At 28.6% G+C, this 26,087-nt stretch carries 22 protein-coding genes and 2 pseudogenes; 10 read left to right on the top strand and 14 right to left on the bottom strand.

The genetic code is table 11. The features are described from left to right. The 5 genes from OCHUTO_RS03085 to greA all read right to left on the bottom strand — a co-directional run. Positions 1-255 (bottom strand): TraE/TraK family type IV conjugative transfer system protein (locus OCHUTO_RS03085; protein ID WP_045797366.1); only part of this gene is annotated, 255 nt, incomplete at its 3' end. After that, complete coding sequence (locus OCHUTO_RS03080; protein ID WP_045797365.1) at positions 255-545, bottom strand: hypothetical protein; 291 nt, start codon at positions 543-545, stop codon at positions 255-257. The genes OCHUTO_RS03080 and OCHUTO_RS03085, both read right to left, overlap by 1 nt. A 100-nt stretch (positions 546-645) precedes the next feature. Next, positions 646-1,188, bottom strand: a complete 543-nt coding sequence (locus tag OCHUTO_RS03075; RefSeq protein WP_156961288.1) for a site-specific integrase — start codon at positions 1,186-1,188, stop codon at positions 646-648. Positions 1,189-3,668: 2,480 nt separating this feature from the next. Next, positions 3,669-4,547, bottom strand: coding sequence for an RNA polymerase sigma factor RpoH (gene rpoH, locus OCHUTO_RS03070; RefSeq protein ID WP_045797364.1), 879 nt, complete (start codon positions 4,545-4,547; stop codon positions 3,669-3,671). A 50-nt stretch (positions 4,548-4,597) separates the two neighbouring features. Then, positions 4,598-5,077 carry a transcription elongation factor GreA gene (gene greA / locus OCHUTO_RS03065; RefSeq protein ID WP_045797363.1) on the bottom strand — a complete coding sequence of 160 codons (480 nt, stop codon included), beginning with the start codon at positions 5,075-5,077 and terminating at the stop codon, positions 4,598-4,600. A 426-nt stretch (positions 5,078-5,503) separates the two neighbouring features. Here greA and dnaG point away from each other — a divergent pair, with 426 nt between their 5' ends. The 6 genes from dnaG (at position 5,504) to dnaQ (ending at position 13,109) form a co-directional block, all read left to right on the top strand. After that, positions 5,504-7,300: a DNA primase gene (gene dnaG / locus OCHUTO_RS03060; RefSeq protein WP_045797362.1), complete on the top strand. Its 1,797-nt coding sequence runs from the start codon at positions 5,504-5,506 to the stop codon at positions 7,298-7,300. A gap of 7 nt (positions 7,301-7,307) precedes the next feature. After that, positions 7,308-8,390 (top strand): sigma-70 factor domain-containing protein, encoded by a 1,083-nt coding sequence (locus OCHUTO_RS06445; RefSeq protein ID WP_232296966.1) that lies wholly within the window; start codon positions 7,308-7,310, stop codon positions 8,388-8,390. An 11-nt stretch (positions 8,391-8,401) separates the two neighbouring features. Next, entirely contained in the window at positions 8,402-9,142 is a 741-nt protein-coding gene (locus tag OCHUTO_RS06440; RefSeq protein ID WP_232296965.1) for a sigma-70 family RNA polymerase sigma factor, read from the top strand. A gap of 1,175 nt (positions 9,143-10,317) precedes the next feature. Beyond that, complete coding sequence (locus OCHUTO_RS06435) at positions 10,318-10,617, top strand: hypothetical protein (RefSeq protein WP_232296964.1); 300 nt, start codon at positions 10,318-10,320, stop codon at positions 10,615-10,617. A 137-nt stretch (positions 10,618-10,754) separates the two neighbouring features. Beyond that, positions 10,755-11,714 (top strand): hypothetical protein, encoded by a 960-nt coding sequence (locus tag OCHUTO_RS03045; protein WP_045797361.1) that lies wholly within the window; start codon positions 10,755-10,757, stop codon positions 11,712-11,714. Positions 11,715-12,431: 717 nt separating this feature from the next. Further along, positions 12,432-13,109, top strand: a complete 678-nt coding sequence (gene dnaQ / locus OCHUTO_RS03040; RefSeq protein ID WP_052694631.1) for a DNA polymerase III subunit epsilon — start codon at positions 12,432-12,434, stop codon at positions 13,107-13,109. 306 nt (positions 13,110-13,415) lie between these two features. Here dnaQ and OCHUTO_RS03035 read toward each other — a convergent pair whose 3' ends face one another. From OCHUTO_RS03035 to fabZ, 4 genes are all read right to left on the bottom strand, one after another. Next, a complete protein-coding gene (locus OCHUTO_RS03035; RefSeq protein WP_045797359.1) occupies positions 13,416-13,874 on the bottom strand; it encodes an Hsp20/alpha crystallin family protein in 459 nt (152 codons plus the stop codon). Between the two features lie 309 nt (positions 13,875-14,183). Continuing rightward, positions 14,184-15,542 (bottom strand): DNA repair protein RadA, encoded by a 1,359-nt coding sequence (gene radA / locus OCHUTO_RS03030; protein ID WP_198139656.1) that lies wholly within the window; start codon positions 15,540-15,542, stop codon positions 14,184-14,186. Next, positions 15,542-16,114 (bottom strand): 16S rRNA (guanine(966)-N(2))-methyltransferase RsmD, encoded by a 573-nt coding sequence (gene rsmD / locus OCHUTO_RS03025; RefSeq protein ID WP_045797357.1) that lies wholly within the window; start codon positions 16,112-16,114, stop codon positions 15,542-15,544. Before rsmD ends, radA begins: the two co-directional genes overlap by 1 nt. A gap of 21 nt (positions 16,115-16,135) precedes the next feature. Beyond that, entirely contained in the window at positions 16,136-16,615 is a 480-nt protein-coding gene (gene fabZ / locus OCHUTO_RS03020; RefSeq protein WP_045797356.1) for a 3-hydroxyacyl-ACP dehydratase FabZ, read from the bottom strand. A 223-nt stretch (positions 16,616-16,838) separates the two neighbouring features. Between fabZ and OCHUTO_RS03015 the strand changes: the two genes are divergently transcribed. Further along, positions 16,839-17,552 (top strand): SURF1 family protein, encoded by a 714-nt coding sequence (locus OCHUTO_RS03015; protein ID WP_045797355.1) that lies wholly within the window; start codon positions 16,839-16,841, stop codon positions 17,550-17,552. 13 nt (positions 17,553-17,565) lie between these two features. Here the strand turns inward: OCHUTO_RS03015 and traF are convergent, their stop codons facing one another. From traF to OCHUTO_RS04855, 4 genes are all read right to left on the bottom strand, one after another. Next, positions 17,566-18,015, bottom strand: coding sequence for a conjugal transfer protein TraF (gene traF / locus OCHUTO_RS03010; protein ID WP_045797354.1), 450 nt, complete (start codon positions 18,013-18,015; stop codon positions 17,566-17,568). A gap of 576 nt (positions 18,016-18,591) precedes the next feature. Beyond that, on the bottom strand, positions 18,592-20,328 hold the full coding sequence (locus tag OCHUTO_RS03005) for an ABC transporter ATP-binding protein (protein ID WP_045797353.1): 1,737 nt from the start codon (positions 20,326-20,328) through the stop codon (positions 18,592-18,594). After that, positions 20,321-20,653: an iron donor protein CyaY gene (cyaY, locus tag OCHUTO_RS03000; protein WP_045797352.1), complete on the bottom strand. Its 333-nt coding sequence runs from the start codon at positions 20,651-20,653 to the stop codon at positions 20,321-20,323. Before cyaY ends, OCHUTO_RS03005 begins: the two co-directional genes overlap by 8 nt. 364 nt (positions 20,654-21,017) lie before the next feature. Continuing rightward, a complete protein-coding gene (locus OCHUTO_RS04855; protein ID WP_232296963.1) occupies positions 21,018-21,866 on the bottom strand; it encodes an N-acetylmuramoyl-L-alanine amidase in 849 nt (282 codons plus the stop codon). 830 nt (positions 21,867-22,696) lie between these two features. Between OCHUTO_RS04855 and OCHUTO_RS02990 the strand changes: the two genes are divergently transcribed. Beyond that, on the top strand, positions 22,697-24,217 hold the full coding sequence (locus tag OCHUTO_RS02990; RefSeq protein ID WP_045797351.1) for an ankyrin repeat domain-containing protein: 1,521 nt from the start codon (positions 22,697-22,699) through the stop codon (positions 24,215-24,217). A gap of 319 nt (positions 24,218-24,536) precedes the next feature. Here the strand turns inward: OCHUTO_RS02990 and OCHUTO_RS07105 are convergent. Then, positions 24,537-24,745 (bottom strand): annotated as a pseudogene (locus tag OCHUTO_RS07105) (hypothetical protein); the annotation flags it as partial. 458 nt (positions 24,746-25,203) lie between these two features. On the opposite strand from OCHUTO_RS07105, the gene OCHUTO_RS02985 reads away from it, so the two are divergent. Both OCHUTO_RS02985 and OCHUTO_RS02980 read left to right on the top strand, forming a co-directional pair. Further along, complete coding sequence (locus tag OCHUTO_RS02985; RefSeq protein ID WP_045797350.1) at positions 25,204-25,434, top strand: hypothetical protein; 231 nt, start codon at positions 25,204-25,206, stop codon at positions 25,432-25,434. A 173-nt stretch (positions 25,435-25,607) separates the two neighbouring features. Next, positions 25,608-26,087: pseudogene (locus OCHUTO_RS02980) on the top strand (sodium:solute symporter family protein); the annotation flags it as partial.

Genomic DNA, 26,087 nt, shown 5'->3' with positions numbered 1-26,087 from the left:
TTCCACCTCATCTGGAGGAATAATCCCTTCATTACAGCCCCATTCCTTTAAATAAGTCTCGTGATAGCTATTTGACGATACCACCATTTTACGATTAGGCTCTATAGCCGGAATCAATAACCATTTTTCTTCTTTTGTAATTGCAGTCATTATTGCAATTATATTGGATACTGCCAGTAATACAGTAATTACCAGCAAGACCTTATTATATCTTACTAACTCTTGTACAGCATTTTGCTTAAAGAGATGATTCACTATTTACCAACTTTTTTATTTAGCAATCCTAAATAACTTATTGGTTTTGGTAATAGACCTTTGGCTACTAAAAAACTCTTTAACAAAAAATATTCTGAAACCTTTTTAAATTTCTTAAAGCTATAACATAATATAGCACCTGTAACTATAGACAATAAGCCTAGTTTAATATGACTGCTACTTAATAATACTATTCCCGGAATTCCCCCAGCTAGTACTACACTCCACTCATCTATACTTAAGCCCATATATTTCAATGGTCTTGATAATGACCAATATAACTTTTGCATAATCACCTGCAGCTATGATTGTAGCATGAGAAAACTTATTTTACTAATATAATATTTAAATTAGCTAAATATCTTCAAACGCAGATAGTACCTGCGCAGGTTACATTAACGTGCATTGCACTCTGTCAGTACATTCATTCATCATTTGTGTAACTTTAGACATATACTGCCGCACTGCTTTTAAACTAACTCTAGCATAAATACTCGTTGTTTTTAGGTCATCATGATTCAATACTATACCAATTGTATGCTGACTTGCGCCAAAATCTGCCAGACAACTTGCAAGCGTCCGGCGCAGATCGTGTATTCTTAAATTTTCTATGCCTGCCTTTGCACAAATCTTACGCCATGTTTTATCTGGAGACTCTAAGTGTCCGCTTTTGCTAGTATCACTTGGTAGCACCCATTTTGATGTTACTTTCATCCCCTGTAATATTTCCATTGCATCGTCTGTTAATGGTACATCTTGTGACTTTCCATTCTTAGTTTTTGGTATATGCCATATTTTTTTAGCAAAATCTATATTGCTCCATTCCATGGTTAACACATTCCTTTTTCTAGCTCCGGTATATAACGCTAGCAGTATGAAACATTTGACTATCTCGCTCTTTTCTTGCTTTACTACTTGTAAAAATTTCGGCATTTCATCGTAAGTTAGACGACGTTCTCTTGCTGCATTTATGTTTCTTTATTCCTAGTTAGGGTTTTTTCTATTAACCCCCATTTTATTGCTATTAAATATAGTTCCTAAATCTATCAGAAATGCATTCGCTGTCGAATATTTCTTGCTTTGCTTATGCCTTGAATATTTTTTCAATATCCTCCCTTTCAATTTTGCTGATCTTTTTTGTATATAATAGTTTTGCATAATTATGTATTCTTGCAGCACAGCTTTTCCAGTCACAGCATACACTTTGCTGTACTCTTCAATATACTTATTATGCAGTTCTTCAAATGTTATCTCTTGTTTTCTTTTATACGCTTCTCATTTTCCTCTATATATTTCTTACGTTTTACTTCTCTCGGATCTATGCTTTCGCCAGTAATGTCTTGAGTTCCCTTGCTTTTTTTAGCGTCTCTAACTGATAAATCTGGATATGGTCCTATTTTTATTTTTAGCCCCTGGTTTTATATTTCTTGTCCAAATAAAAGATTTTTGTTCCACTACTCGATACTCTTAATACAAGTCCTTTTTCAGTTTCATCTCTATAAACTGTGTTTTCATCGGAGTCTACTTAGTAATCTATTTGTAAACTTTAATACTATTGAAGACATAATTACTATATAATTTATGTATATTATTAATAAATATTACACTGTGGTTAAATAACTGATCAAATAATTATGCTTGTTTTATAGCAATTTTTTTATATTAATTCATTCATAATACATCTGAATTGAAAAACGCTTGATTTACCCTTAGGTTGTATCGTTTCTTGATCATTAGTTCAACTTCTGAATTAAAAATTAGGCTAAATTTCCTAAATTTTATTCTCCTTATATTCGACCTTTGCATTAATTTTTTTATAATATTGACAAATTTTGAAATTTAATTATAGTTAAGGTTGAATATTAATTACAAAAATTAATAAAAGTTAACACAAGTTAATAGCAGGTTCTATAAAGTGCGAAAGTTAACAAAAATTAACTTTTCTTCTTCTTTAGATTGAATATGACTTTCAACCTTTTTCACTAGGGTATGACACATGGAGTATTACGCCACTTAAGATTATTTTTAATTAAAGTATATAACATCACTGTTTTATAGTGGTTTAGCTATATGCTACTTAATATACGTTTTGGATGGCGGATTCATCTTTAATTATTAGCAAGTTTAATAGTTAGTAATAATAAGTTCATTAATGTGATTGCGTTATTCATTGATAGAGTATATAACTCTGACAGGCGTGATGTGAAAGTCTTTGTATAGATCTCTAATGAAGGCAGTGTTATTATTTGAAAGCATAATTTTAACATCTTTATTAGTAATTTATGAAGAAAACTTTTGTAGTATAATTTACTCTTTTTCATTAAATGGAAGTCTGGTGTAGAATCATTCTCCAGATTAGTGAAAGGAGATCAAGATAAACAAAATCCCCTTGTTTGGGTTCTATAAATGAAAAATCCCATCGCATAAATTGATACACTGGTTAAAAGTTTACTACATTTGTATATTCTAAAGCCAATATGAAGCTTAAGATATTGCTTGTCAGAATTAAACGATGTACCATCTCTATTGAGTCTATAAATTCCTCTAAAGGAGTAAGATATGTAAATTTTTCAGTTACATCGTTAGAATTATTATTATAATAATTTATTCTATAGTAATAATTAATGATTTTCGTAATACAATAATCTATTAACCTTTTGTGGATTTTTTTACAGCGTGATATCTGGTGATTAAATCAAGATTAATATTAGACAAAAACATTATTTAAAAAGATACTTAACTTAAAAAAAATAAAGCACCTTTACCAAGAAATGGTTCGTAGTAATTTGATCCTGAAGAAAGATGCTCTAATAATTTATTATAATTTTTCTTTTTACCACTAAGATTAACGATTTAAATCAGAAGATATTTTAGAAGAGAATAATAAATTTAACTAAAAAGAGGGCCAGCAAGCTTTATATACTGATGATAGATTTTGCAAAAATGATTATCAAGAAACTACCGATACAAAAGTGGTTGCTAAATTAGTGCATGTACAATGATCTATCAAAGATGTTAAAATTATGTTACTAGTGGCCGCTCTGCTAAAGCTGTACTACTCAGTTGTTGTAAGCACTGGAACACACTAACAGCTCTTCATCACTGGAATACTTCAGCTGTTGAATACAGCTATTCTTTATGGTGAATATAAAACTGATCAAATAAAAAAAGCAATTTTAATTGGCTCTTGAGAGAGAGCAAAATGTTGCATTGTATCATTATTGAATCGCTTGCCAATTCCTTACAGCAGTTTTAAGAACATCATCTTCTAAAGCCAGATTAACATCTTTAATAAACGACAGTTTTTAGCTTATTTCATAGCATTTTTTTAACTTTCAGACTTTATTTATATCTTTAAATATAGCCTTAATTTATCCCCAATTTTCATAATACCATATTTTAATAATTGAATATTATCTTTGTTTAACATTCATTACATATAGTTGTAGCTTTTCAAAAGCTTTATTTTCTATTTGCCGTATCCTCTCTTTTGAAATATTAAAATGTAAGCTTAATTTTTCTAATGTATCAGGTTTTTCTTGCAATTTTCTTGCACGAATAATATATAACTCCCTTGGTGTAAGAGTTTGTAAGGCATTTTTTAAAACCTCCTTTTTTGAGTTAAAATCCTGCCAGTTAGCTAAAATTACCTCTTGATTCGGTCGATGCTCCTGTACTAATTCAATCAGCTCAGTAGTATCGTCTTCATGATAACCAACTGGAGTATTAAGAGATAGGTCAGCATTTGATAAGCGCTTATTAACTTCTGATACATCTGCTATTGATACCCCTGACTCATCAGAAATTTGCTTATAGTCAGATGAATTAACAGCTCTTGCATGCAACTTAGTAATCTTATCTTTAATCTTACCTAAATTAAAAAACAGCTTTTTTTGAGCTGCTGTTGTTCCTAATTTTACTAAAGACCATGAACGTAGAATATAATCTTGTATTGCAGCTTTAATCCACCAAATTGCATATGTAGATAATCTAAAACCAAGATTAGGATTATACCTTTTTACTGCCTGCAACAAACCTAGATTTCCTTCAGAAACTAAGTCAACTACTGGAAGACCATAACCACGATATGATAAAGCTATCTTTGCAACTAGCTTAAGGTGGCTTTTAACTAATAAGTGTACTGCTTCTATGTCATTCTGTTCTAAATAAGACTTTGCAAGCATATACTCTTCCTCTGCAGTTAAAGAAGGAATTTTATTAATTTTTAATAGATAAGTATAAAACCCATTATCCGAGGCTAAAAGTGGTAAAGTATTTATTGTATTACTCATCGCTATTTTCTTTATTGTTTATTTAATATGTTTTAACATAATTTGAATTACTAAAAATCAACATATTGAATTTTTAGTAATTCATAAAACCTTCCTCCTTTGGGAGTAATAACCTCAATAATATCACCTATTTTTTTTCCAATTAATGCTTGCGCTATTGGAGAAGCTATAGAAATAAGATTTTTTGCAATATCTGCTTCATACTCTCCAACAATCTGATATACTACTTCCTTTTCAGTGTCTTGATCCAATAATACTACTTTAGCACCAAATTTAACTAAATTACTACTAATTTTAGTTATTTCAATAACTTCAGCATTTGCTAGCTTGTTTTCTAGATCATAAATCTTTTTATCATTTAACATCTGCCTTTCTTTTGCTGCTTTATATTCAGCATTTTCTGATAAATCTCCAAACTCTCTAGCAGTAGATATGTCTGCTGTAATTTTAAGCCGCTCAACATATTTTAAATGCTTAAGCTCTTGCTCCAGCTTGCGAAAACCTTTTATGGTAATTGGAAATTTTGTCATTTTTTTTATTAAAATTTATTACGGTATTTCGAAGTTACAGATATTTTAATATCTAAGATGGTAATTTTATCATTAAAATTTCTTATGGTAAATCATTTTAATTATAATTCTAAAGTGTAAATTACCATTTATTAAACCAACATTTTTACTTAAGCTACTTTAAAGTAGCTTAAGTAAAAATGATAACTAACTTTATTGCTATCAAAATAGGTATTATAACATCGTAATTCAAGATCTTTATAATAATAACTTTGTGTAAAATTCAAAAAATAAAACTTTGAATTTTTTATTAGCAATTGTATACTTAACTGCATTATAAATTTGGCAAAATAAATTAGCCTAATTGATATATCTTTCTTTAATAAGCAATAGGAAATACAGCATACTATTGTATCAGAGTAACAACTTTTAATTATTTTAATTATAATGAGATCCTCTAACTTCTTTTATGAAAATATTAGAACTAGATTGGCTGTTTCTACAATTGTTATGCGGAAAGTTAATCTTATTAAAAAAGGAGCAGAATATATAGGAATCTGCCCATTTCATTCTGAAAAAACTCCTTCATTTACTGTTAATGATCGCAAGAAGTTTTATCATTGCTTTGGCTGTTCTGCACATGGTGATGTAATAAAGTTTATAGCAGATACTTCTGGTTTGTCTTATAGAGAATCAGCACTAAAACTAGCTCAAGAAAATGGTATTGATATACCAGTCTTTTCTAAAGAGCAAGAAAAATTATATGAAGAAATAGATATAATTTATAATACGCTTGAGCTAGCACAGAATTTTTTTATTGGTTATCTTTCCAATGAAATTAGATCATATTTGCATGACAGGGGTTTATCTGATTACCAAATTAAAAAGTATAAAATAGGTTATGCTCCAGGTAAAAATTTGTTACAAAATTTTTTAGAAAGAAGAGGAATTCCTTTAGCGTTTATTGCTAAAGCTGGTTTAATAGCAAAAAATGATAATAGTAAAAGCTATGAAATTTTTAGAGAGCGTATTATATTTCCTATTATTAATGCAGCTAATAAAACTATAGGATTTGGAGGTAGAGTTGTAAATGATGATAGTAGCCAGCCAAAATATCTTAATTCCCCAGAAACTGCTGTGTTTAAAAAAAATGAAGCATTGTATGGTGAAGATATTGCAACTAGTCATATTTACTCCAAGAATAGAGTTGTTGTTGTAGAGGGATACATGGACCTAATCGCCTTACAATCTCAAGGAATCTATGAAACAGTTGCAACTTTAGGAACAGCATTAACTGAAAAACATTTACATAAATTATGGCAGATTTGTGATGAAATAATTTTATGTTTTGATGGAGACCAAGCTGGTAATCGAGCCATGCAGAAGGCTGTTATAAAAGTTTTACCTTATATAAATTGCTCTAAAATTATGAGTTTTATCATGCTACCAGATGCATCGGATCCAGATCAATTTTTAAAGCAGCATGGAATTAAACACTTCCAAAAGCTTATAAATGAAAGGCTGGCAGTATCAGAGGCTTTATGGATTTTAGAAACAAAAGGTAAAGTATTTTCTACTGCAGAATCTAAAGCCCAGTTAGAAAAAAAAATTAATAATCATATTAAAGAAATTAAGGATTGGATATTAACAAAGAATTATCAAGTCTTTTTTAAACAAAAATGCTGGCAACTCAATAGAGTTAATACTAACAACAACAATTTAGATAAACAAAAATTGAATTTGAATATTCCAACTAGCAAAGAGTACTTAGAATATGTGTTGTTACTGCTAATAGCTCATTGTCCAGCGTTACTAAATGATGATATAATTGCAGAAAATTTTGTTAATCTTGAATTTTGTAATAAAGAAGCCTATAATGCTAGGCAATGGTTAATAAATATTATATCAAGTAATAACTCAAGTCATTTGCCTCCTTCAATAGGAGTTGATATTACTGAATTAATACAAAAATTTAAAAAAGTTGATGTTGTTCAATTGATACAAAAGTTACTTGAAGTATTGCATCATATCTTGTTTACTATAAAAAGTCAGCACAATATAAGGCTGTTATGGGGTTTATTTTATAAAAAATACCAAGTTATCCTTATAAAGGATGAATATATTAATAGTTTAAATACTGATTGTCAAAATAGTATTAACAATGCAAGTTTATATCAGCAGGAAATTCTTAAGATTGAGCATGAAATTGATTTTTTAAACGAAGCTTTACACTTAGAACAATAAGAAGAATATGACAAGTCTGCATAATAAAAATAACAAAGTTACTATCTATAATAAAAAAAATAAAAAAAATATAGAAGAATTAACTAACAATTTTGCCAGCGAATCAGAAAAACGATCTTCAAAAATACCTGATCCAGATATTAACTTAGATAAAGATTTTGATTATGATAAATTAGGATTATGCTCTGATAAAATCGAAGAAGAAGTGGCTGTAACTTCAAATACTTCTGAAGGCAAATTTGAAGAAGACTTAGAAGATAATATATACTCTACTGATATTGTTAGAGCATATCTAAAGGATATGAGCAATACTACTTTGCTTTCCAGAGATGGAGAAATAGAACTTGCTAAGCAAATGGAAGAAGGAAAAAAAACAGTAATACACTTTATTTGCCATAGCCCTTATGTTATAAAACTTTTTATACAGTGGTATGAAGATTTAGTTCATGGTAAAATCTTAGTAAGAAATCTTATTGAGCTAGAAAATAATATCTATGATCAACATACAGAAGAAGACGATCAACAAGACTATGATGCTGATTGTGAAGAACTACAAAATGAACCTTTAACTAGAGCGGAATCAGAAATTCTCCCTAAAATTCTTGATAAAATGCAAGTGATTTCTGACTTAGCAACTCAACTTTTTGAAGTAGCAGCTCATGATTTTAAATCATATAAATCTAGTAATACTTATCAAAAAAGCAAAAAATTTACTGAGTTATCTGAAGAATTAATTGTAGCAGTGAGTAATATTCACTTTAACAAGCAGTCTATTAAAAATATTTTGAACAAATTATATAGCATTAATAAGGATATAATTAGCAAAGAGATTAATTTGCTCAAAGCAGCTGAAAAATATCAAATAAGTCGGCATGACTTTTTATCCTACTATAACAGCAGTAATGATTGGTTACAGAAAGTAAGGTTATTAAATCAAGATCAGTGGCATAAATTTTTAACTCAGGAAAAGAGCATAATTAAAAATATCACTGATTACCTTAGCCAAATTGAACAAGCAATGTTATTACCTTTAAAAAGATTTAAAGAAATAGTCCAAGCTATTCAAAATGGGGAACGGCAAGTAAAATAGCAAAAAAGAAAATGGTTGAATCTAATACGCGTTTGGTAGTACATGTAGCCAAGCCATATGTTAATCGAGGATTGCCATTTTTAGACTTGATTCAGGAAGGCAATATTGGACTTATGAAAGCTGTAGATAAGTATAATTATATGCTTGGATATAAGTTTTCTACCTGTGCTACTTGGTGGGTTAGACAATCAATTAGCCGTGCTGTAGCAGATCAAGCTCGAACAATTCGTATACCAGTTCATATGGCTGATACTATTAGCAAGATTGTTAGAGTAAGCAAACAAATGCATAGTGAATTAGGTTATGAACCCACTGCTTCTGAAATTGCTGATAAGCTATCAATACCAGTAGAAAAAGTTAAGAAAGTAATGAGGATTGCTAAGGAACCAATTAGCTTAGAAAACCCTATTGGAGAAGAAGATGGAAGTTGTTTATCAGACTTTATTGAAGATAAAAACGCTATATTGCCAATAGAAGAAGCTATTAAATTCAGCTTACGAGAAACTACTACTCGTGCTTTGTCAACTCTTACTGCAAGAGAAGAGCGAGTATTAAGGCTAAGGTTTGGCATTGGATTACCTACTGACTATACGCTTGAAGAAGTTGGAAGCGAATTTAAGGTAACAAGAGAAAGAGTAAGACAAATTGAAGCTAAAGCGCTAAGAAAGCTCAAACATCCAGTTAGATCAAAAAAATTAAAAAGCTTTTTGAGCAGCAAAAATAAAACTTTTAGCAATAGCGAAAACAATTGAGATATATAAACTTAAATTTCTAAGAAAGAAAAAGTTAGTATTATCGATATTTATAGCTAAATCATTTTTTGGTTGTGTGTGGTCTTCATTTCTAACTTTCAATCATATTAATAATGTTTGTTATTTATATAAAATCTATCTCCTAGGTTATAAGGTTGTTCAGTTGCTTTCCTTATTTCAGCGAATGGTTCTGGTTTTTTACCGTAGCGATAGTACTTATCGTTTATATAAAATCTGCCTTCTATATCTGTTATTACAGACTTAAACCAATCACCAATTTTACCTAAAACTATTTTCTCAACTATAGCTCTGCAGCGGTTTTCAAATTCATGCTTTGATCTTTACTTAATTGATAAATTAAACTATTAAAATTTTAAGTAGCTTCCTTATTACAGGATAATTTTAGATTCTATGTATGCATTGTCATAGCTGCATAAGAGCTTCTTTTATTACCTACACCATTTGTAAACATATACTTTATAGATGCTTCTTGCGCCTTATTAGATTGTACTGACGTAACCCTGTTTGAAGATGATTTTACTTGGATCAAAGCTAATTTCTTTATCTGTATTGCTTTGTTCGAAAAACGATTCTATACTCCTACTATCAAACTATCTTAATAGCTCTTTTTTGAAATAAAAATCCTTTAACAGTATAATGTTCTTTATAACCTTTAAGATCTGATACTGCCTTATATATAGGAGCAAGCAGCACTATTAACACCAGAAGAAGATGCAGTTATACTGCAACATAAGTCTAATAGGGAGTTCAACATATACTTTATTACAAATTGCTATTGAAGCTAGCAGATCAATATTCGAATTATCATTTTGTTGTAAGACATTAGTTCTAAACTATATAACAAAGGCGCTAGCAAATGAATTACGCAGTATAGATCAGGCAAATAGCAACAACCTTAGATTTAATGATGTAAAAAATTTTAAGGAAAAGTATCTAACTCAAATTGAAATAGATCCTAGTAAAGAAAGTCCGTTAAAGCGTAAAATAGCTGGCACTTTCGAATCTGATATGGCTTATAAGATTCTAGCATCTTGTAGTTTTGGCCCAGCAGTTCGAACTAGATTTTTTGTTAAGTTGCTCAAGAATATTACATTAACTGAATGTGATAAACCAAAGATATTAGAAGCTGTACAGAATGTATATGGATTCAACAATTGCAAGTTACATCATTTGAGAAACCTAAAGCTGTTTCACGGCAACAAATCAGTGAAGAAGAGTATCTGCTAGAATTAAGCAAACAACTTGATTCTAACTCAATTTGGTACAAAGTACTAAGAGCTTTAGTTAAAACTTGTAGTTATGATATTGATAAAACATGGTTTAGCAAATTAGAAGTTATACAAGAAGACAATGTTAATAATATTAAAACTGTGTTAATAAAACCTTATGATAAAAGACAAAGAATAATCATTGAAGCCAGCAAAAACTTATATCTCTTGCTCAATATATCTTAAACTATCAGAAATTAATTGGAGAATACTTAAAAATATTGCATCCTTATTAATTTACATTTAATAGAATAATTAATTGACAATTATGTTAATTTAACAACTACTTTATTAAATTATATTAATAAAGGTGATTAGTTATTATGTTAAATTTTAGAAGTATTATAACAACAGCAATAGACACTAGGGAGATGGCAGGAAAAATTATTGATTATGGAACAAAGTGTATGGGGAAATTGTTACATTCTGTTAATACATATGATGTACCAAGTTGTAATATAACTACAATGAAGCAGCTATCTCCTGACAACACTATTAAGGTAGAGACTACTAACCCGAATACAGGCAAAACGTATATAGCAATGATGTTTCAATGTAGTAGTAGTATAAGTTCTGATCCATCTGATCTAATAGGATATCTTGGAGGTCCTCAGAATATAGTACATATTTTTGAAAAAGTACCTAATAATAAACTTCTTTCTGAATGTATAAGTGCAGAAGTATTAACATTTGGTAATGCTACATTAGAAAGTGCAGGAACAGGTGGATTTATAAATAGTTATATTAATAATATTACTAATACCAATTTTGGTCGTTACTTGATTCAATCTTGTCAGATATCGAATTGTAGCTTCAGATCTATGCAGGAATTTTTTAATCAAGCATTTAAACAACAAGCAGTTAGCAATGGTACTTATAGTAGCTATAATAGCGCAACAATTAATTATTCAGAAGTAGTTAGTTCTAGTATGGAATTTGTTGATACTACACCTAGTCCTGAAGAGGAAAGTTACATAACATCTGCTCTAGTAGCAACAGGTGCAGTAGCAGGTGCAGCAGCTGTTGGATTTGCATATCTTGCATATCGTTTGTGGTATAAACATAAGAAAACTGATACTACTTCTTTAAAAGATATAGGAACAAGTACAAATACTGATGTTAAAAATTTAGCTGAAGAGGGTTCTACAAGCATAAAGAACAGCAATAACAAAGAACTATCACTTACTCCTAATCCTAATGGAATAGAGGAGGAAATATATGAAACTATGGAGTTCACAAGCGCTCCAATTTCAGGGGAAAATGTACTAAGTTCAATTGTATAATTCTACCTCAACATACAGTTTTAGGTATACTGAATATTAAACAGGGCCATTGTGTTTCAAAGATTTATTCCTTTAACATATTTCACTATTTATTACTGCGATTGCTTCATTTTAAGCCATAAGGGCTAATATGGAGCTTAGTGTTGTTCATTTTGATTTGGAGTTAAAATTTTATAAAATCACTGCAAATTTTTTTTGCTGCTCCTTATTAAAAGATTATTAACAATGTGAGCCCTTATGATCTTAAACTGTTGAATGTTGTATTAAAAGAAACAAATGCTTCAAGCAAACTATTAGGTAATAAATATTTAGCTTGATGATAAATCTTTCCTAGATAAGTTGCTAAAATTAAATCCTTAAACACAGTTGCAATTATTAATTTATTTTAGATAGAAATGTATAAATCTTGAAAAATGCGCAAGTTACACATTGAACAAGTAAAAAAGATACAAAAAGTTAAAACAAATGAATATTGATATCTTCATAATAACTGTATACTAGCAGTAGTTTTATTGTTACTTTGAAAATCATAATATACATAATTTTTTCTCTGGCATTAAAAACAAAGTAATATTTAGTCTTTAAAATGTAAGTTGCAAATAATTGCTAATCAAAATATATTTAAGAAATTATAAAATATAGTTACTTATTATTCATTAGAGTGTATAACATGAATTTATAGATTCACTTAAACAAATAAAATTAGTAATTATTAATATGCAAAGAAAAATAGTCTTAGATACTGAAACAAGCGGCCTTGACTACAAACAGGGCCATAGAGTTATAGAAATAGGAGCAGTTGAGTTAGATAGCAACTATATAGAAACACATAATATATTCCATTGCTATATAAATCCAGAACGTGATATATCTAAAGAAGCATATAAAGTACATGGGCTATCTAGGACATTTTTATCTGATAAGCCTAAGTTTCAGGAAATTGCTGACAAATTTTTACAATTTATTGATGGAGCACAACTTATTATACATAATGCTAGTTTTGATATACATTTTTTAAATGCTGAGTTGTTTAAAATTCGAAAATCTGCTATTCCAAATACTTGTGTAATAGATACCTTGATATTGGCTAGAAAACGTTTTCCTAAGGAAAGGGTAAATTTAGATGCATTATGTTACAAATTCAATATTGATACTTCAGACAGAAATTATCATGGTGCTTTAAAGGATGCTAAGCTGCTTGCTTTAGTATATAATCGTATGATGTTAGGTATGCAAGCAGCACTGCTTGATGATTCTAAAAAAGAAGTAATAATATCCAATCGTTCTACAAGTATTAAAAATACAGCAATTGTTCAACCTACAAGAGATGAAATTAGACAACATCAGCAGTTATTGTCTAAAATATCCGCACATCTTGTTAAAAATCTTCATTAAATAGCAAATCTAGCTCTATGCATCTAGTAAATTTAAGATTTGGTTTAAACAACAAGCTAGCTGAATAATGTAACTTTTATTTAAAAGTAAATAGTTTTGTAATAGCTAAAAAATTGTTTAAAATTACCTGTTTAGAGTTCTATATTGACTATATACTTTAAGCTATTAGACTAAAAGTTAGCTGCTAAATTTAAAAAATTGAAAATTGCGAAAGCTAACTAATAGGCTAACAGCGCTTCTATCTATATGTGGGAAAGATAGTTCTTGAATTTCAGCTACTAGAAAAACTAATTAAGTCATGAAATATTAATTTTTTATTTCAATTTTTCGTGCTTTATTCTGTTCTTTTTTAGCAATTTTTATATGTAATATTCCATGATTAAATGTTGCACCTATATTATTTTCATCAATATTTGAAGGTAAACTAATCGATCTTTTAAATGATCCATAATACCTTTCACGCATACAATAATTTTTTTCTTTTTCTTCAGATTGTTCGCCTTTATGTCCTTGAATAGTCAAAACATTATTATCTATTTTTAAATCTACATCTTGCTGCTTAACACCTGGTAATTCAATTTCTAAATTATATTCTGTATCTGTCTCTGAAATATCTAGTCTTGGCGATAACGATTTATCTTCATAAAATAATGATGATGGAAAAGAACTAAACTCATTTAGAAAATCACTAAGTACATTACTCAAATAGTCATGTCTTACATTATTACGGTTATCAAGCTTATTTCTACGTGTTAAAAAAGTCATAAACACCTCTTTACATTTAATAAAATTATTTAAGAATCATAAATATTGAAATAATCAATACTTATATTAATTAATATAATTATTCATTTTTACTATTCAAGAAGATGACTAGTTTAAAAAATTGCTTGTTGTTTTTTATTTAGATAATAAAGCATCTAGTCTAGAAGAAATAAAAAGAGTATTATATATACAATTTGCATTCATAACCAGCAAAAATTTTCCTAAAAAACTGTAGCTTATGTGATGTAATTTTCATCATTTATAAAATGAAGTAACTAATTTTAATACATCATTTACTCACTAAATCTATTATAAGATGTTTTTTAATTGCTTAATATGTTTAATATTGTATATGTTATAATTCAAATTAGTTGCGGTATTATTACTATAATCAGTACAGAAAATATTTTTAAATCCAAGTTTTATAGCTTCATTAATTCTAAGATCAGGTTGCGTAGCTTTCCTGATTTCTCCAGATAAACTTATCTCCCCAAAAAAAATGCTGTGAGGCGGTAATGTTTTGTTTGATGCAGCAGAAATCAATGAAGCAGCAACAGCTAAATCAACTGCAGGTTCTGTGATTTTTAATCCACCAGCCACACTTAAATATACTTCATAAGCAGCAAGAGTTAATCCATATCGTACAGCTAATACTGCAAGTATCATTGATAGTCTATTACTATCCCATCCAACTACAGAACGTCTTGGAGTTGGAATATAAGAAGGAGATATTAATGCTTGAATCTCTACTAAAATAGGCCGTGAACCTTCCATACTTGCAAAGACACTAGTACCACTATAACTTGTTTCATTATTTAGTATAAACATTTCAGATGGATTTGATACCTCGATTAGTCCAGATTGTTCCATAGTAAAAACACCTATTTCATTTGTTTTTCCAAATCGATTTTTAATTGCTCGCAAAAGCCGATATTGATAATTAGAACTTCCTTCAAGATACAAAACAGTATCAACCATATGTTCTAGAATTTTAGGACCAGCTAACTGACCATCTTTAGTAATATGGCCTACCATAATTAGCGCTATGCCAATTAATTTAGTTAAAGATATTAACATTTGAGCTGCTGCACGGACCTGCGATGTTGTACCTGCTATTGATGTAATGTCAGGATTGTAAATAGTTTGTATAGAATCAATAACAACCAGATGGATTTCTTGTTTATTAGCTTTAATAGTAGTTATAATATCATGAATATTGGTAGCTGAAACAAGTTTGATTTGCGTGTTTGTTAAACCTAATCTTTGTGCCCTAAGCTTTATCTGATTAACAGATTCTTCTCCAGAAATATACAGGCAAGAAGTAGCTGAAGTTGATAATTGAGCACATAATTGTAGTAATAAAGTAGATTTACCAATACCAGGATCCCCTCCTATAAGAATGGCTGACTCTAGAATTAATCCTCCTCCCAAAACTCTATTTAATTCATTAATGGAACTAACAATTCTAGGATGTTCATCAATTTCTTTATCAAGAGAACTGATTGTTAAATTAGTTCCCATAGAATTTGTAATATTATTATAGATACTATTAGATACAACATCCTCTATAAGACTGTTCCATTCGTTACATTCAGAACATCTTCCATACCATTTATAGCTTATACTGCCACAATTAGTGCAAGTATATTGTTTTTTAGTTTTCATTATTATTTTGTATATAGCAAAACTGTTAACTTACTTTTACCATAAATTCTTTCTGTCTGAAAATGAAAATTTAGCGGTAGTGCTAACTTATGGCTTAACTCAGATTCAATAAATAACATTGTATTATTATCAAGCCAAGATTTATTACACAACGATAATAAAGTTTTATTAATTAATTCTTTGTAAAATGGAGGATCCATGAAAACTACATTATAATGGTGATGCGCTTGCGGTAGATTAGTGGCATCTAACTTTAATAAAGTTATTTTATTATATATGTTTATTTTACAGGCATGTGATTGAATTGCTCTTAAACAGTTAATATTCATATCAATTAAAGTTACATGTTGAATTCCTCTTGATAAAGCCTCAAATGCTATATTACCTGTACCAGTAAACAAATCCAACATTTGTATTTCAGACAATTCTATTTTGGTAGATAGTTTATTGAAACTCTGAGTAGATAATATATTAAACACAGATTCCTTTAATCTGCTAGTTGATGGGCGATAGTTATTATTTTTAATAACTGGAATTTTTTGTCCTTTTAATTTTCCTGAAATTATTCTAACCATAAATTAATTCATTGTTGTATTTTATAAATCTTTTATAGCTATAGTAAATGTTCCTTCAGCAGCTAGTATATTTGTACCACTAATGCTAACTTTTGCATTGAACTTCCATATACGCTTATTATAAGATTGAATAATCTTAGATGTAATAACCATTACATCTCCACAAGTAATTATTTGTCTGAATTTCACGTTTTCAACATTCATTAAGTAACAGATTTTACTGCTAGTATCATATGGAATAGTTTTTGCAATTAAAATAGCAGATAACTGTGCCATAGATTCAATTATCAGTACTCCTGGCATAACTGGATTATGAGGAAAATGACCCATAAATTGAGGTTCATTAACTGTAACATTTTTAATTCCTATAATGTTTTCTTTAGGAATTATCTCAACAATTTTATCTATCATCAAGAAAGGATATTTATGCGGTATAATTTTGATTATGTCTTGTATATTTAATACTAATTTATTTCCTATAGGTTGTTTTTGTTGAAACATATCGTCAATTTTTTATATCTTCTCTTGAAAAATAGTATTTAATAAATATTTTTAATAAAACTAGGCTTCAATAAACATAATATTTAGAATATATTAATATAAAAAGTTTTAACTATTTTTTTTAAGAGTTTTTATATTTTTAGCTGCCTTTAATCTATACTTAGTTATTTTACTACTACTAATATATAACCCTACAAATTATTACATATCATAGAGATTATAAATGTTTATAAAAAGGTTGATACCAATCGTTTTCACTGCAATAGTAGCAATAAGTTTTTGCACTCTAGGGGTTTGGCAAATATATCGTTTAAATATGAAAAATGAGTTATTGAGTAAAGTTATTAACGATAAAGAGTCTATTCCTGTTGATTTAAATAAAGTATTTAATTTATCATCAAGGCACTTATTATTTTCTAAAGCTAAGGTAAAAGGGCATTTTTTAGCAGGAAAGGATATATTGTTATATGGTAGATACAAAGAAAAATATACTTTAGCATCAGCATTATTAACTAATGAAGGAAATATAATAATAGTAGTACGTGGCGCTATTGCTGATGATTGTAAAGAAGATGTTTTAAAAAAAGATGCAATAGATACCAAACAAGATGTTGAAATTGAGGGAATCATGATTGAACTTGAAAAACAAAAAGCATTTTTTCCTAGCAATAATTTAAAAAGCAATGTTTGGTTAACTCTAGATAAGGGTGATGTTATAAATCATATTGGACAACAATATGTTAATAAAATTAGCGACTTCTATTTGTTACAAACTAACCCTTCTCAAGATAACAGCCAAATAACTCCTTTACAAACTAACTTAAAGGATAGAATTCAAAATAACCATTTACAATATGCGCTTATATGGTTTTGTTTAGCAATTATAGTGTTGGTAATATACTATATTCGCTTTCATATTAATTATGATAGCATTTAATAGCATTTAGAATTTAATTTGTTTGTGATAATTTATCCCACACTTGAATAGCTGTTTGTTCTAGATGCTGTAATGGAACATTGCCTTGACTAAATATTATGCTTTTATCACTAGCTTTATTAAATAAAATTACTGTAGGTACAGCATTTATTATATCCATTAATTTTCTATGAGATTTAGTTATATTTGATGGACTTATTTGAATAATATCACTATTAAATTTATACTTTTCAATAAATTTATCAAATGTAGACTTGAAATTTTTACAGTGTCTACATTGAATGTTCTCAACAAGAGTTAGGGAATAATTTTGCGCTAGATTAGAAATTTTTTGCTCTCCAGAAATACTGTTAGTGTTAACATTAACTTCAGATATATTTACAATATCATTGGTATTAGCATAGCTAATATTTGAAAGCCAAAAAATTAAAGAAAATAGTGATATTAATGATAGTAGTTTCATTGTGCGTGATTAAATTATAAATATTGCTGATGGTATCATTGATATAATGCTGTTAATTGTCAAGTATAAATACATAACTTATCAATACTTATCAATTAAATCTATTAGCTAGCACAATTTCTGATCAGAATATAGATTCTTATAATCAAAGGAGTTAAAATAGCACTAAATACCTCTTTCAATTAGGAAGTACTAGGTGTAAGGTTTAGTATGGAGGAATATGAATAAGCCTTAATAACAAATTGATCTAACTATAATATTAGACCTACTGGAATGTCTGGAATTAAGCTATTCAGAGATTCAATAGTATTATCATCTCTTCTTGCAAAAACTTTAAATATTTTTATATGAGCTATTTAAATTATATAAATATGATTTTAATATACCTTCATACTATTGTTTTATTGCACTAAAAGCTATAATATTAAATTATTTAACATTCTTACTTGAATGGTATCGCCTTAGTAAGACTACCTGCTTATCACAAATAGATTCTATATCTTGCTTTATCTGTTATTCAAAAGAGCTTAAAAAATAAAGCTAATATTGCAGCTCTTTGAAAGAGCTGAAAAAATTTTACTGTAAACGTTCAATATTATAAAAATTAGTTCTTCTGATTAGTTGTTTATATAGTTGACAGCTCTGACTTAACTCAGCATGACTACCCTGAGCAGCAACTGTCCCATTATCCAATACTATAATAGTATCTGCCTGCTCTATAGCGCTAATTCTGTGAGTAACAATAATTATTGTTTTTTGAGGAAAAATATTGCGAATATTATTTAAAATTATCTTTTCAGTTTTACTATCAATAGCATTAGTAGCTTCATCTAAAAGAATGATAGAAGCCTTTGTAATTAATCCTCGAGCAATTGCTAATCTTTGTTGTTGGCCCCCAGATATCATATTTCCTTTTTCCCCGATAAAGCTATTTAAGCCATTAGGCATTTTGTCTAAAAATTCATCAACCATTGCTATTTTTATAGCATATTCAATATCTTCCATACTTGCTTTAGGATTTGAAAACAGAATATTATTCTTTATTGTATCTGAAAAAATATAAGGCTCTTGCGGGATATAACTAAAATTTTTGCGTACTTGACATAAATCAACTGAACTAATATCTATATTATCTATTTTAATAGTGCCGGTTGTAGGCTCATAAAATCTAATTAATAGTTGCAATATTGTGCTTTTACCTGCTCCAGATTTGCCAACAATGCCAACAAATTTACCAGGTGTAATTAATAAATTACAATTGGATAATATTTTAATATTTGGCCTTGATGGATATGAGAAACTGATATTGTTAAATTCAATGATCCCATTATGTAATTCACTACTTTCTGATATAAAATTATTTTCTATATTATCAATCTCAAATAAGCTGAAAACTTTTTCTGCGGCTGTAAAGTATCCAGAAAATTTAGCAAAAGATTCAATAATTCCTCCTAAACTAGCTACTGCAACAATTGCATAATAAAGAAATGATGTTAAGTCTCCAGAAGATATAGCTCCTATAGCTATATCATTATTGCCTAGCCAAATAATGAAAGTAATAGCACTAATAACCAATGCCATTACTAGTGAAAAAAACATTGATCTTAGTTTTATTTTACGCTTAAATACTGTAAAATATTCTTGTTGTAGTGTATTAAGTGTATTAAGTTGATGTAACTGTTGATTAAATGCATATATTAATTTTATATTACTAAATGATTCATCAATTTTAGAATGAATATTTAATAATTTAAATTGAGTATTATGCGTTAAAGTGCGAATATAACCTCCTATCTTTATTATTGGTAATGCTATAATGGCAAACATTATTATTACTAAATAGGTAAGCTTATCGCTCTGCATAAACATTAAAGCTAAGCTTCCTAAAAACATAACACTATTTCTAAGAATAAATGAGAATAAATTATTAATAATTTCTCCAATAGACTTAATATTTGATAAAAGTCTATTATTAATATCTATCACCTTTAATTTAGCAAAAGTACTAACCTTTAGTGTAAGCAAATGTTTAAATAAATCAGATCTAATATCTAATATTAAATTTTCACTAATACTATTAATTGTAAAAGATCTAAGAAAACTAAATATACTGAATACTACAATTGTAATACTAATTCGAGCTATGATTGTATTAGTACAATTACAATTGTAGTCTATTAAAAATTTAATTGCACTGCCTACATCAAGCAATGATCCAGAAACCATTATTAAAGATATTAATACAATAAAAATTTTAAATGTATAAGGTTGAAGATATTTTAGGAATAGATGTAATATTTTATAATTACTCATTAGATGTATTTAAATGAACATTAAAATTTATAAGCTGATTTATTTCCGAATGTATCAAGAGCAACAAATCTTGTTTATTGCGATTTAGCCATCTATTATTAATGTAACTAAAATGATGAGGCCCACTTATTGGAGAAACCACCCATATTTGCCTAGCAGAAGTATGACCAGTAATGACAAATTGCTTTGTTGATATAGTAACATACAGGATCATTTCATCAACAAAATTTATATCAATTATTCCCTTTGGATCTTCAAGTATAATATTATCTGCAATTTGACTAATAGCCTTACTAGCTAGTACTACAAAATCGTTTTCTAGCATATGAATATAACACTAAATAATGATATATAAATAATATTATGTTTTTTCATAAGTCAAAACAAATTATGTTATATGACATTACCAAGAACTACCATTGTAAAAAAAATTTAAGAGTTATATTATTGATTTATCTGATTTTGATATTTTGCAGTTAGTGCCCAAATCCAATATTTATCAGTAGATGTAATTTGAGGATTATTACAAAGCTCAGGATGTTGATTAGCTGAAAAATGTGCTCTAAAAGCAAATATTAGTGGAGCACATAGTGCAATAGCTTGCTTTGGATTATCTATTTTATTTAAATTAACATTATCTGGAATGCGGTATCCATACTCTTGTAGTAATTTTAAAAAAGTAATATCATCTATGTTTTCTGGATCAAAAACTTAGGGTTATATTTTTCTCTAATATACTGAGAATTTAACTCTGCATCAGTTAACCATGCTCCAACGCCATACTCATGATATAATCTCCCCCACGGAAATAAAGGCCCAGGATCAATTTTACGATTATATGCAATATCTGAATGCCCTAAAACACAAGTAGGGTTTATATTATATCGCTTTACTATTCCAGAGCTAACTATACCTGAAGCTGTTATTTGGTGCTCATCATAATGAACCCACTTTTTTGTTTTATTTTGTATATTAATTCCTTTGTTAACATGCTCAATACCTATTGATAGCGCATTTAAACCTGTGTCATTTTTCCAAAAACTAATTCCAGCATGATAAGCAATTTGGTTTTCTGGTACAAAAGATACTAAAATTCCTCCTGGTGTTCCTTCTACTTCTTTTTCTGTAATAACTAAATGAGAACTAACTTGACCTAAAGATTTGTTAGCAGTAAAAATCTGCGCTGTATTAAAAAAATTTTCATGCGTATAGTGCATAATTAAATACTTTACAGGCATGCCTTGTGGTCGTTCAATATAATGATTGCGGTTATTTTCGCTTTCAGAAAATTTATCTATAGCATACCCTGTCATTCCATAATCAGAAAACTGAGAAACATAGATACCAGTATTTTCTTTAAAAGAAAATGCACGCTTAAAAACATCTACTTTTTCTATAGGAACATGTTGCATTTCATAATGCTTGTTTGATATTAGTACCTGCAGTTGATTACTTAGATGAGATTCATGCTTAACAGCCAATACATTATTAAAAAAGATAACATATTGCAATAATGACAGTATTAATAAATGAATCATTTGATCATTTTTTTTATCTGCAATATAATGCAATCAATTATAAATTGTCAACATTGATAAATAATACTCCGTAAAGTTGAAAGCTTATACTAACCTCAGTTTTTGATTAAGAAATTTAGAATTAATAAAAGTATTTGGTGATATTGCAGCTCTTTTCAAAACTAGTAAAGGAAGGTTAGTTTTAAAGTTAAAATTACATTTGTTATAATTAATAAATAAGGCAAAATCCAAAGCCTTAAATATAACCAAAAGAAATATTAGGTATGTTCCTCAATTAACCAAGTATATTACTAGTTTGTTATTTTGCGATAATACTATGTTAAAACAAAAATTGTGTTCTGATCTTTATAATATGGGATTGAAATTGATAACTGGTATACAATATGAAAAATAAACTCTTAACCTTTAATTGAAAAAATTTTACTGCGAAATGTTCAATTATAAAACTATTAAAACTATGGCTAGTATATTAAAATGTTCTGTTTAAGCTTTAGCATACAAACACTTTTCAGTATGAAATACTTTTGTCTATATATTAATCTTCCAGAGTTGTTTACTGTCTAACCTAATAAACTCCTCCTATTAATTCTAAAGTCTTAATCCAAAATTAGGTTCATTGCAAATCATTGAAATGCTAGGTTATCTGTAATGTGCATGCATGTATAAAATTTGCCTATTAGTAATCATATGTATTTTGTACTTGATCCTGCGACATTTTTGCATATTTTTGCTACACTGCATACAAAACATATTTTCAATCAATAGTTTACTTTCTTCATTTATTGTATAATAGAACTTAGAAGATACTATTTAAAATACAGGAATACATTATGCATTTTTTACTACGTTACATTTTATCACAAGGTTATAGAGTTTTACGCAGAATTAGTATTTTACTATCAAATGCGGAAAATAATTTCGATCATGAAGATCATTCTATACATCAAGCTGCTAAATGTGGTGATGCTGAAACTGTGAAATGTCTTATAGCAGAAACCAAAATAAATGTTAATTTAAAAGATAATAAAGGTATGACGCCTTTACACTATGCTGTTGCTCGGGGTTGGATACAAGTTGTAGAAGTGCTTTTAAAAGAAAATTCTATAGATGTTAATTTAGAAAATCCACTAGGGATGACACCTTTACATTATGCAGTATGTTCAAAGAATATAAATATAGTAAAACGCCTTTTAGCAGCCCCAGATATCATTTCTTCTGCAAGAGATTCTGATGGTGCAACTGCTTGTCACTATGCAGCATCTTTAAATTGTTTAGAAATAGTTAAACTGCTTATGAATACATGTAGCATCATAGATTATTCAGGCAAAAACGCGGTACATTGTGCAGCTGAGAATGGTAATGTAGAGATCGTACAATATTTGCTAGAATATGGTCGTAATATTGATGTAAATTTAGCAGATGCTAGAGGGTGTTCAGCTTTGCATTATGCTTGCTCAGGTACTTCAAAATTAAAACTTCCTAGTCTTATAAAACTTTTATTAGAGCATGGTACTAATATTGATTCACAGAATCTTTTAGGAGAAACTGCATTACATATTTCTACTAGTAAAGGATATATAGACGCTATAAAAACTTTGATTCAGCATGGCAGCAATATCAACTTACAAAATAATACCGGTGACACCATCATGCATATTGCTGCTGAAAAAGCTCATATCAATGTTGTTAAGTATCTATTGAATATCGATATGGATATAAATATGCAAGATCATTTAGGATTCACTCCTCTTATGGTTTGCCCTAATAATCACGCAGGTAACCAAATAATAGAATTATTTATTGCTCATATTGTTGCATCAAAACATTGTAATAAAAGCTATTGTACAAATCAATCTTGTATACAAGATTCAGAAAAATTCAGAATCAATGAGGAATTCATAAATGGCAGAGAAGATTTAGTTCAAAAGCATCAAGATATGTGGTCAATAAAGGATATAGAAATAGGACATGATCTTAATATCTATAATCTATATTATTTACCAGAGAATATAGATCATAGGCAATTGCAATATGCACATTATTATACAGTTGAAAACTGCTATAGGCATTGCGAAGCAGTTTTTCCTACAGTAGCAAAATGTCTTCAAGATAATATTAAGCGAGCTCGTTTAACATCAGTCATAACAAATAACTCAGGTAAGATAGAGCAGTTTTATCCTCTACCTTATGAGATAAGAGAAAAAATATTTATGTACTTAAAACTACCTGAGTTAGAAGCATTTCAATCTGCATTGTTATGCTTAGATAATTTAGAAAGTTTTGATAGCGAAGAAAATTTAAGCAACACAATTGCGGGAGAATATCATCTTAATCAAAATGATAACTTTTAAATATCAGTAGAAGAATAAAAATAATCGTAAGTTAAGTAGATCCATAACTTACGATATATAATACTAAATTTTGAATTAGATATTATTGTTAAAATCTTTTGAATAGCTTATTTCTAAGGTTATAATTGGTTTCTTAGCGTTTAGAAGAACTATTGCTTACGCCTAATCTTGAGGAAATATATGAAACTATAGAGTTAAGCAATCCAGTTTTAGATGAAAATGGACTAAAGTCATTGTATAATTCTACAACTTAAATCCATCTTAACATACCAGTTTTAGGTTATACTGAATATTAAGCAAGCCATGTTTCACCCATTCCGCCTTCTTTCTTAACTATTCGGTGAGTTCTTTTTATCATATCTTCTAAATTCAATTCTTGATTATCTGGCAAGAATATTCTATATCTTTTAATAGCTGGCTATTTCTTCTTGTTTCAGTTCGTTCCACCTCATTCATTATTGTATTTGTTTGTTCGTTTTTAATGATAACTCTTGCGTTATACGCTGCTTTGCAACAACTATCTCCTCCTGTTGCTTCTACTTAAAATCTTGCAAACTGTATCATCATTTCAATCCTCACCTAACTTTCACAGTAACATGAGTTTTTAAATTTTGCCAGTACATTTTTTTTTCGAGAAATCAGCTAATGAGTATTCATTACTGTATTTTGATATATTTCTGTGCTGTATAATTTTTTATGAATCTTATTATGCAGCAGAAACTTAGTCCTTAGTAAAAAAAAGCTAAAATTATAATGGAAACCACTAAGCACCACATTAGAATGCATGGCTTAAATTACTACCGTAATGAATGGAATGGTCATGTCAAGAAACTCCTTGAAGCAAGACCTACTCCATATTCAATATGAACTTGAGCTGGTATCTCAATAATTTAAATAGAAAATAATACAAAAAATAAAGAATCTTGACAAATTTTCTGATAACATTCAATACAGGCAGAAAATTAAAAGTTAAAAAGGTGATTAATATGAAATTTATATATCAGCTGGTTTACTACTTAATAATCTCAAATATAGATATTGCATCAGAACAAAATAATCAGCTCATACAACAGAATTTAATTCAGAATATATTAGCAGAAGAATATTTTAAGTTAAGAAAATCTCAAGAGACAATTAAAAATTACGATACAGCTATTGAATACAATCTAAGTAATGCAGAACTTATTGGTAGTAAGGAGCTGTTTTATGTACATTAGCCATTATTACTCCATTATTAGAATCTATTAGACTCGCTATCTAAAACTGAGAGTAAATACAATTATTGACAAGAATAGTATATTGAGTCACTATTTTTATATAGATGTTTTGTTACATGATTTGGTTGTTATACATTTATAATTGCTAACTAAGGAATTAAAGGGAATTTAAAATGCCAGCATTAAATATAGACCTAATTTTAGTAGGATTGTTCTTGATAACAAATTTAGCTATAGGGTTATTGTATGGTAAGGGAGTAAAATCTATAAAAGACTATGCTCTTGGTGGAAAAAATTTCAGTACAACTGCACTTACAGCAACTTTAATAGCTACTTGGATTGGTGGAGGAACTTTCAGTTTTAGATTGTATGAAATATACTCAATTGGAGTAGTTGCAATATTTTCCATTCTAGGACAAATAATATGTTTACTTATTTATGCTTATGTTCTAATTCCAAGAATGCAGGAATTTTTTGGCAAATTATCTGTAGCAGAAGCAATGGGGGATCTTTATGGTAAACAGGTTAGAATTGTTACAGCTATTTGTTCTATAATAAGATCATCAACAGCAATCGCCATGCAGATTAAAGTTTTTTCCACCATGTTTAATCACTTTTTAGGCATAGATAGTTTATATGCAACTTTAATTAGT

Origin of the sequence: Orientia chuto str. Dubai (genome assembly GCF_000964595.1) — a bacterium.
GTDB lineage: Bacteria > Pseudomonadota > Alphaproteobacteria > Rickettsiales > Rickettsiaceae > Orientia > Orientia mediorientalis.
Note: the sequence above shows the minus strand (reverse complement) of the source record. Positions and strands in the feature narration are given on the sequence as shown.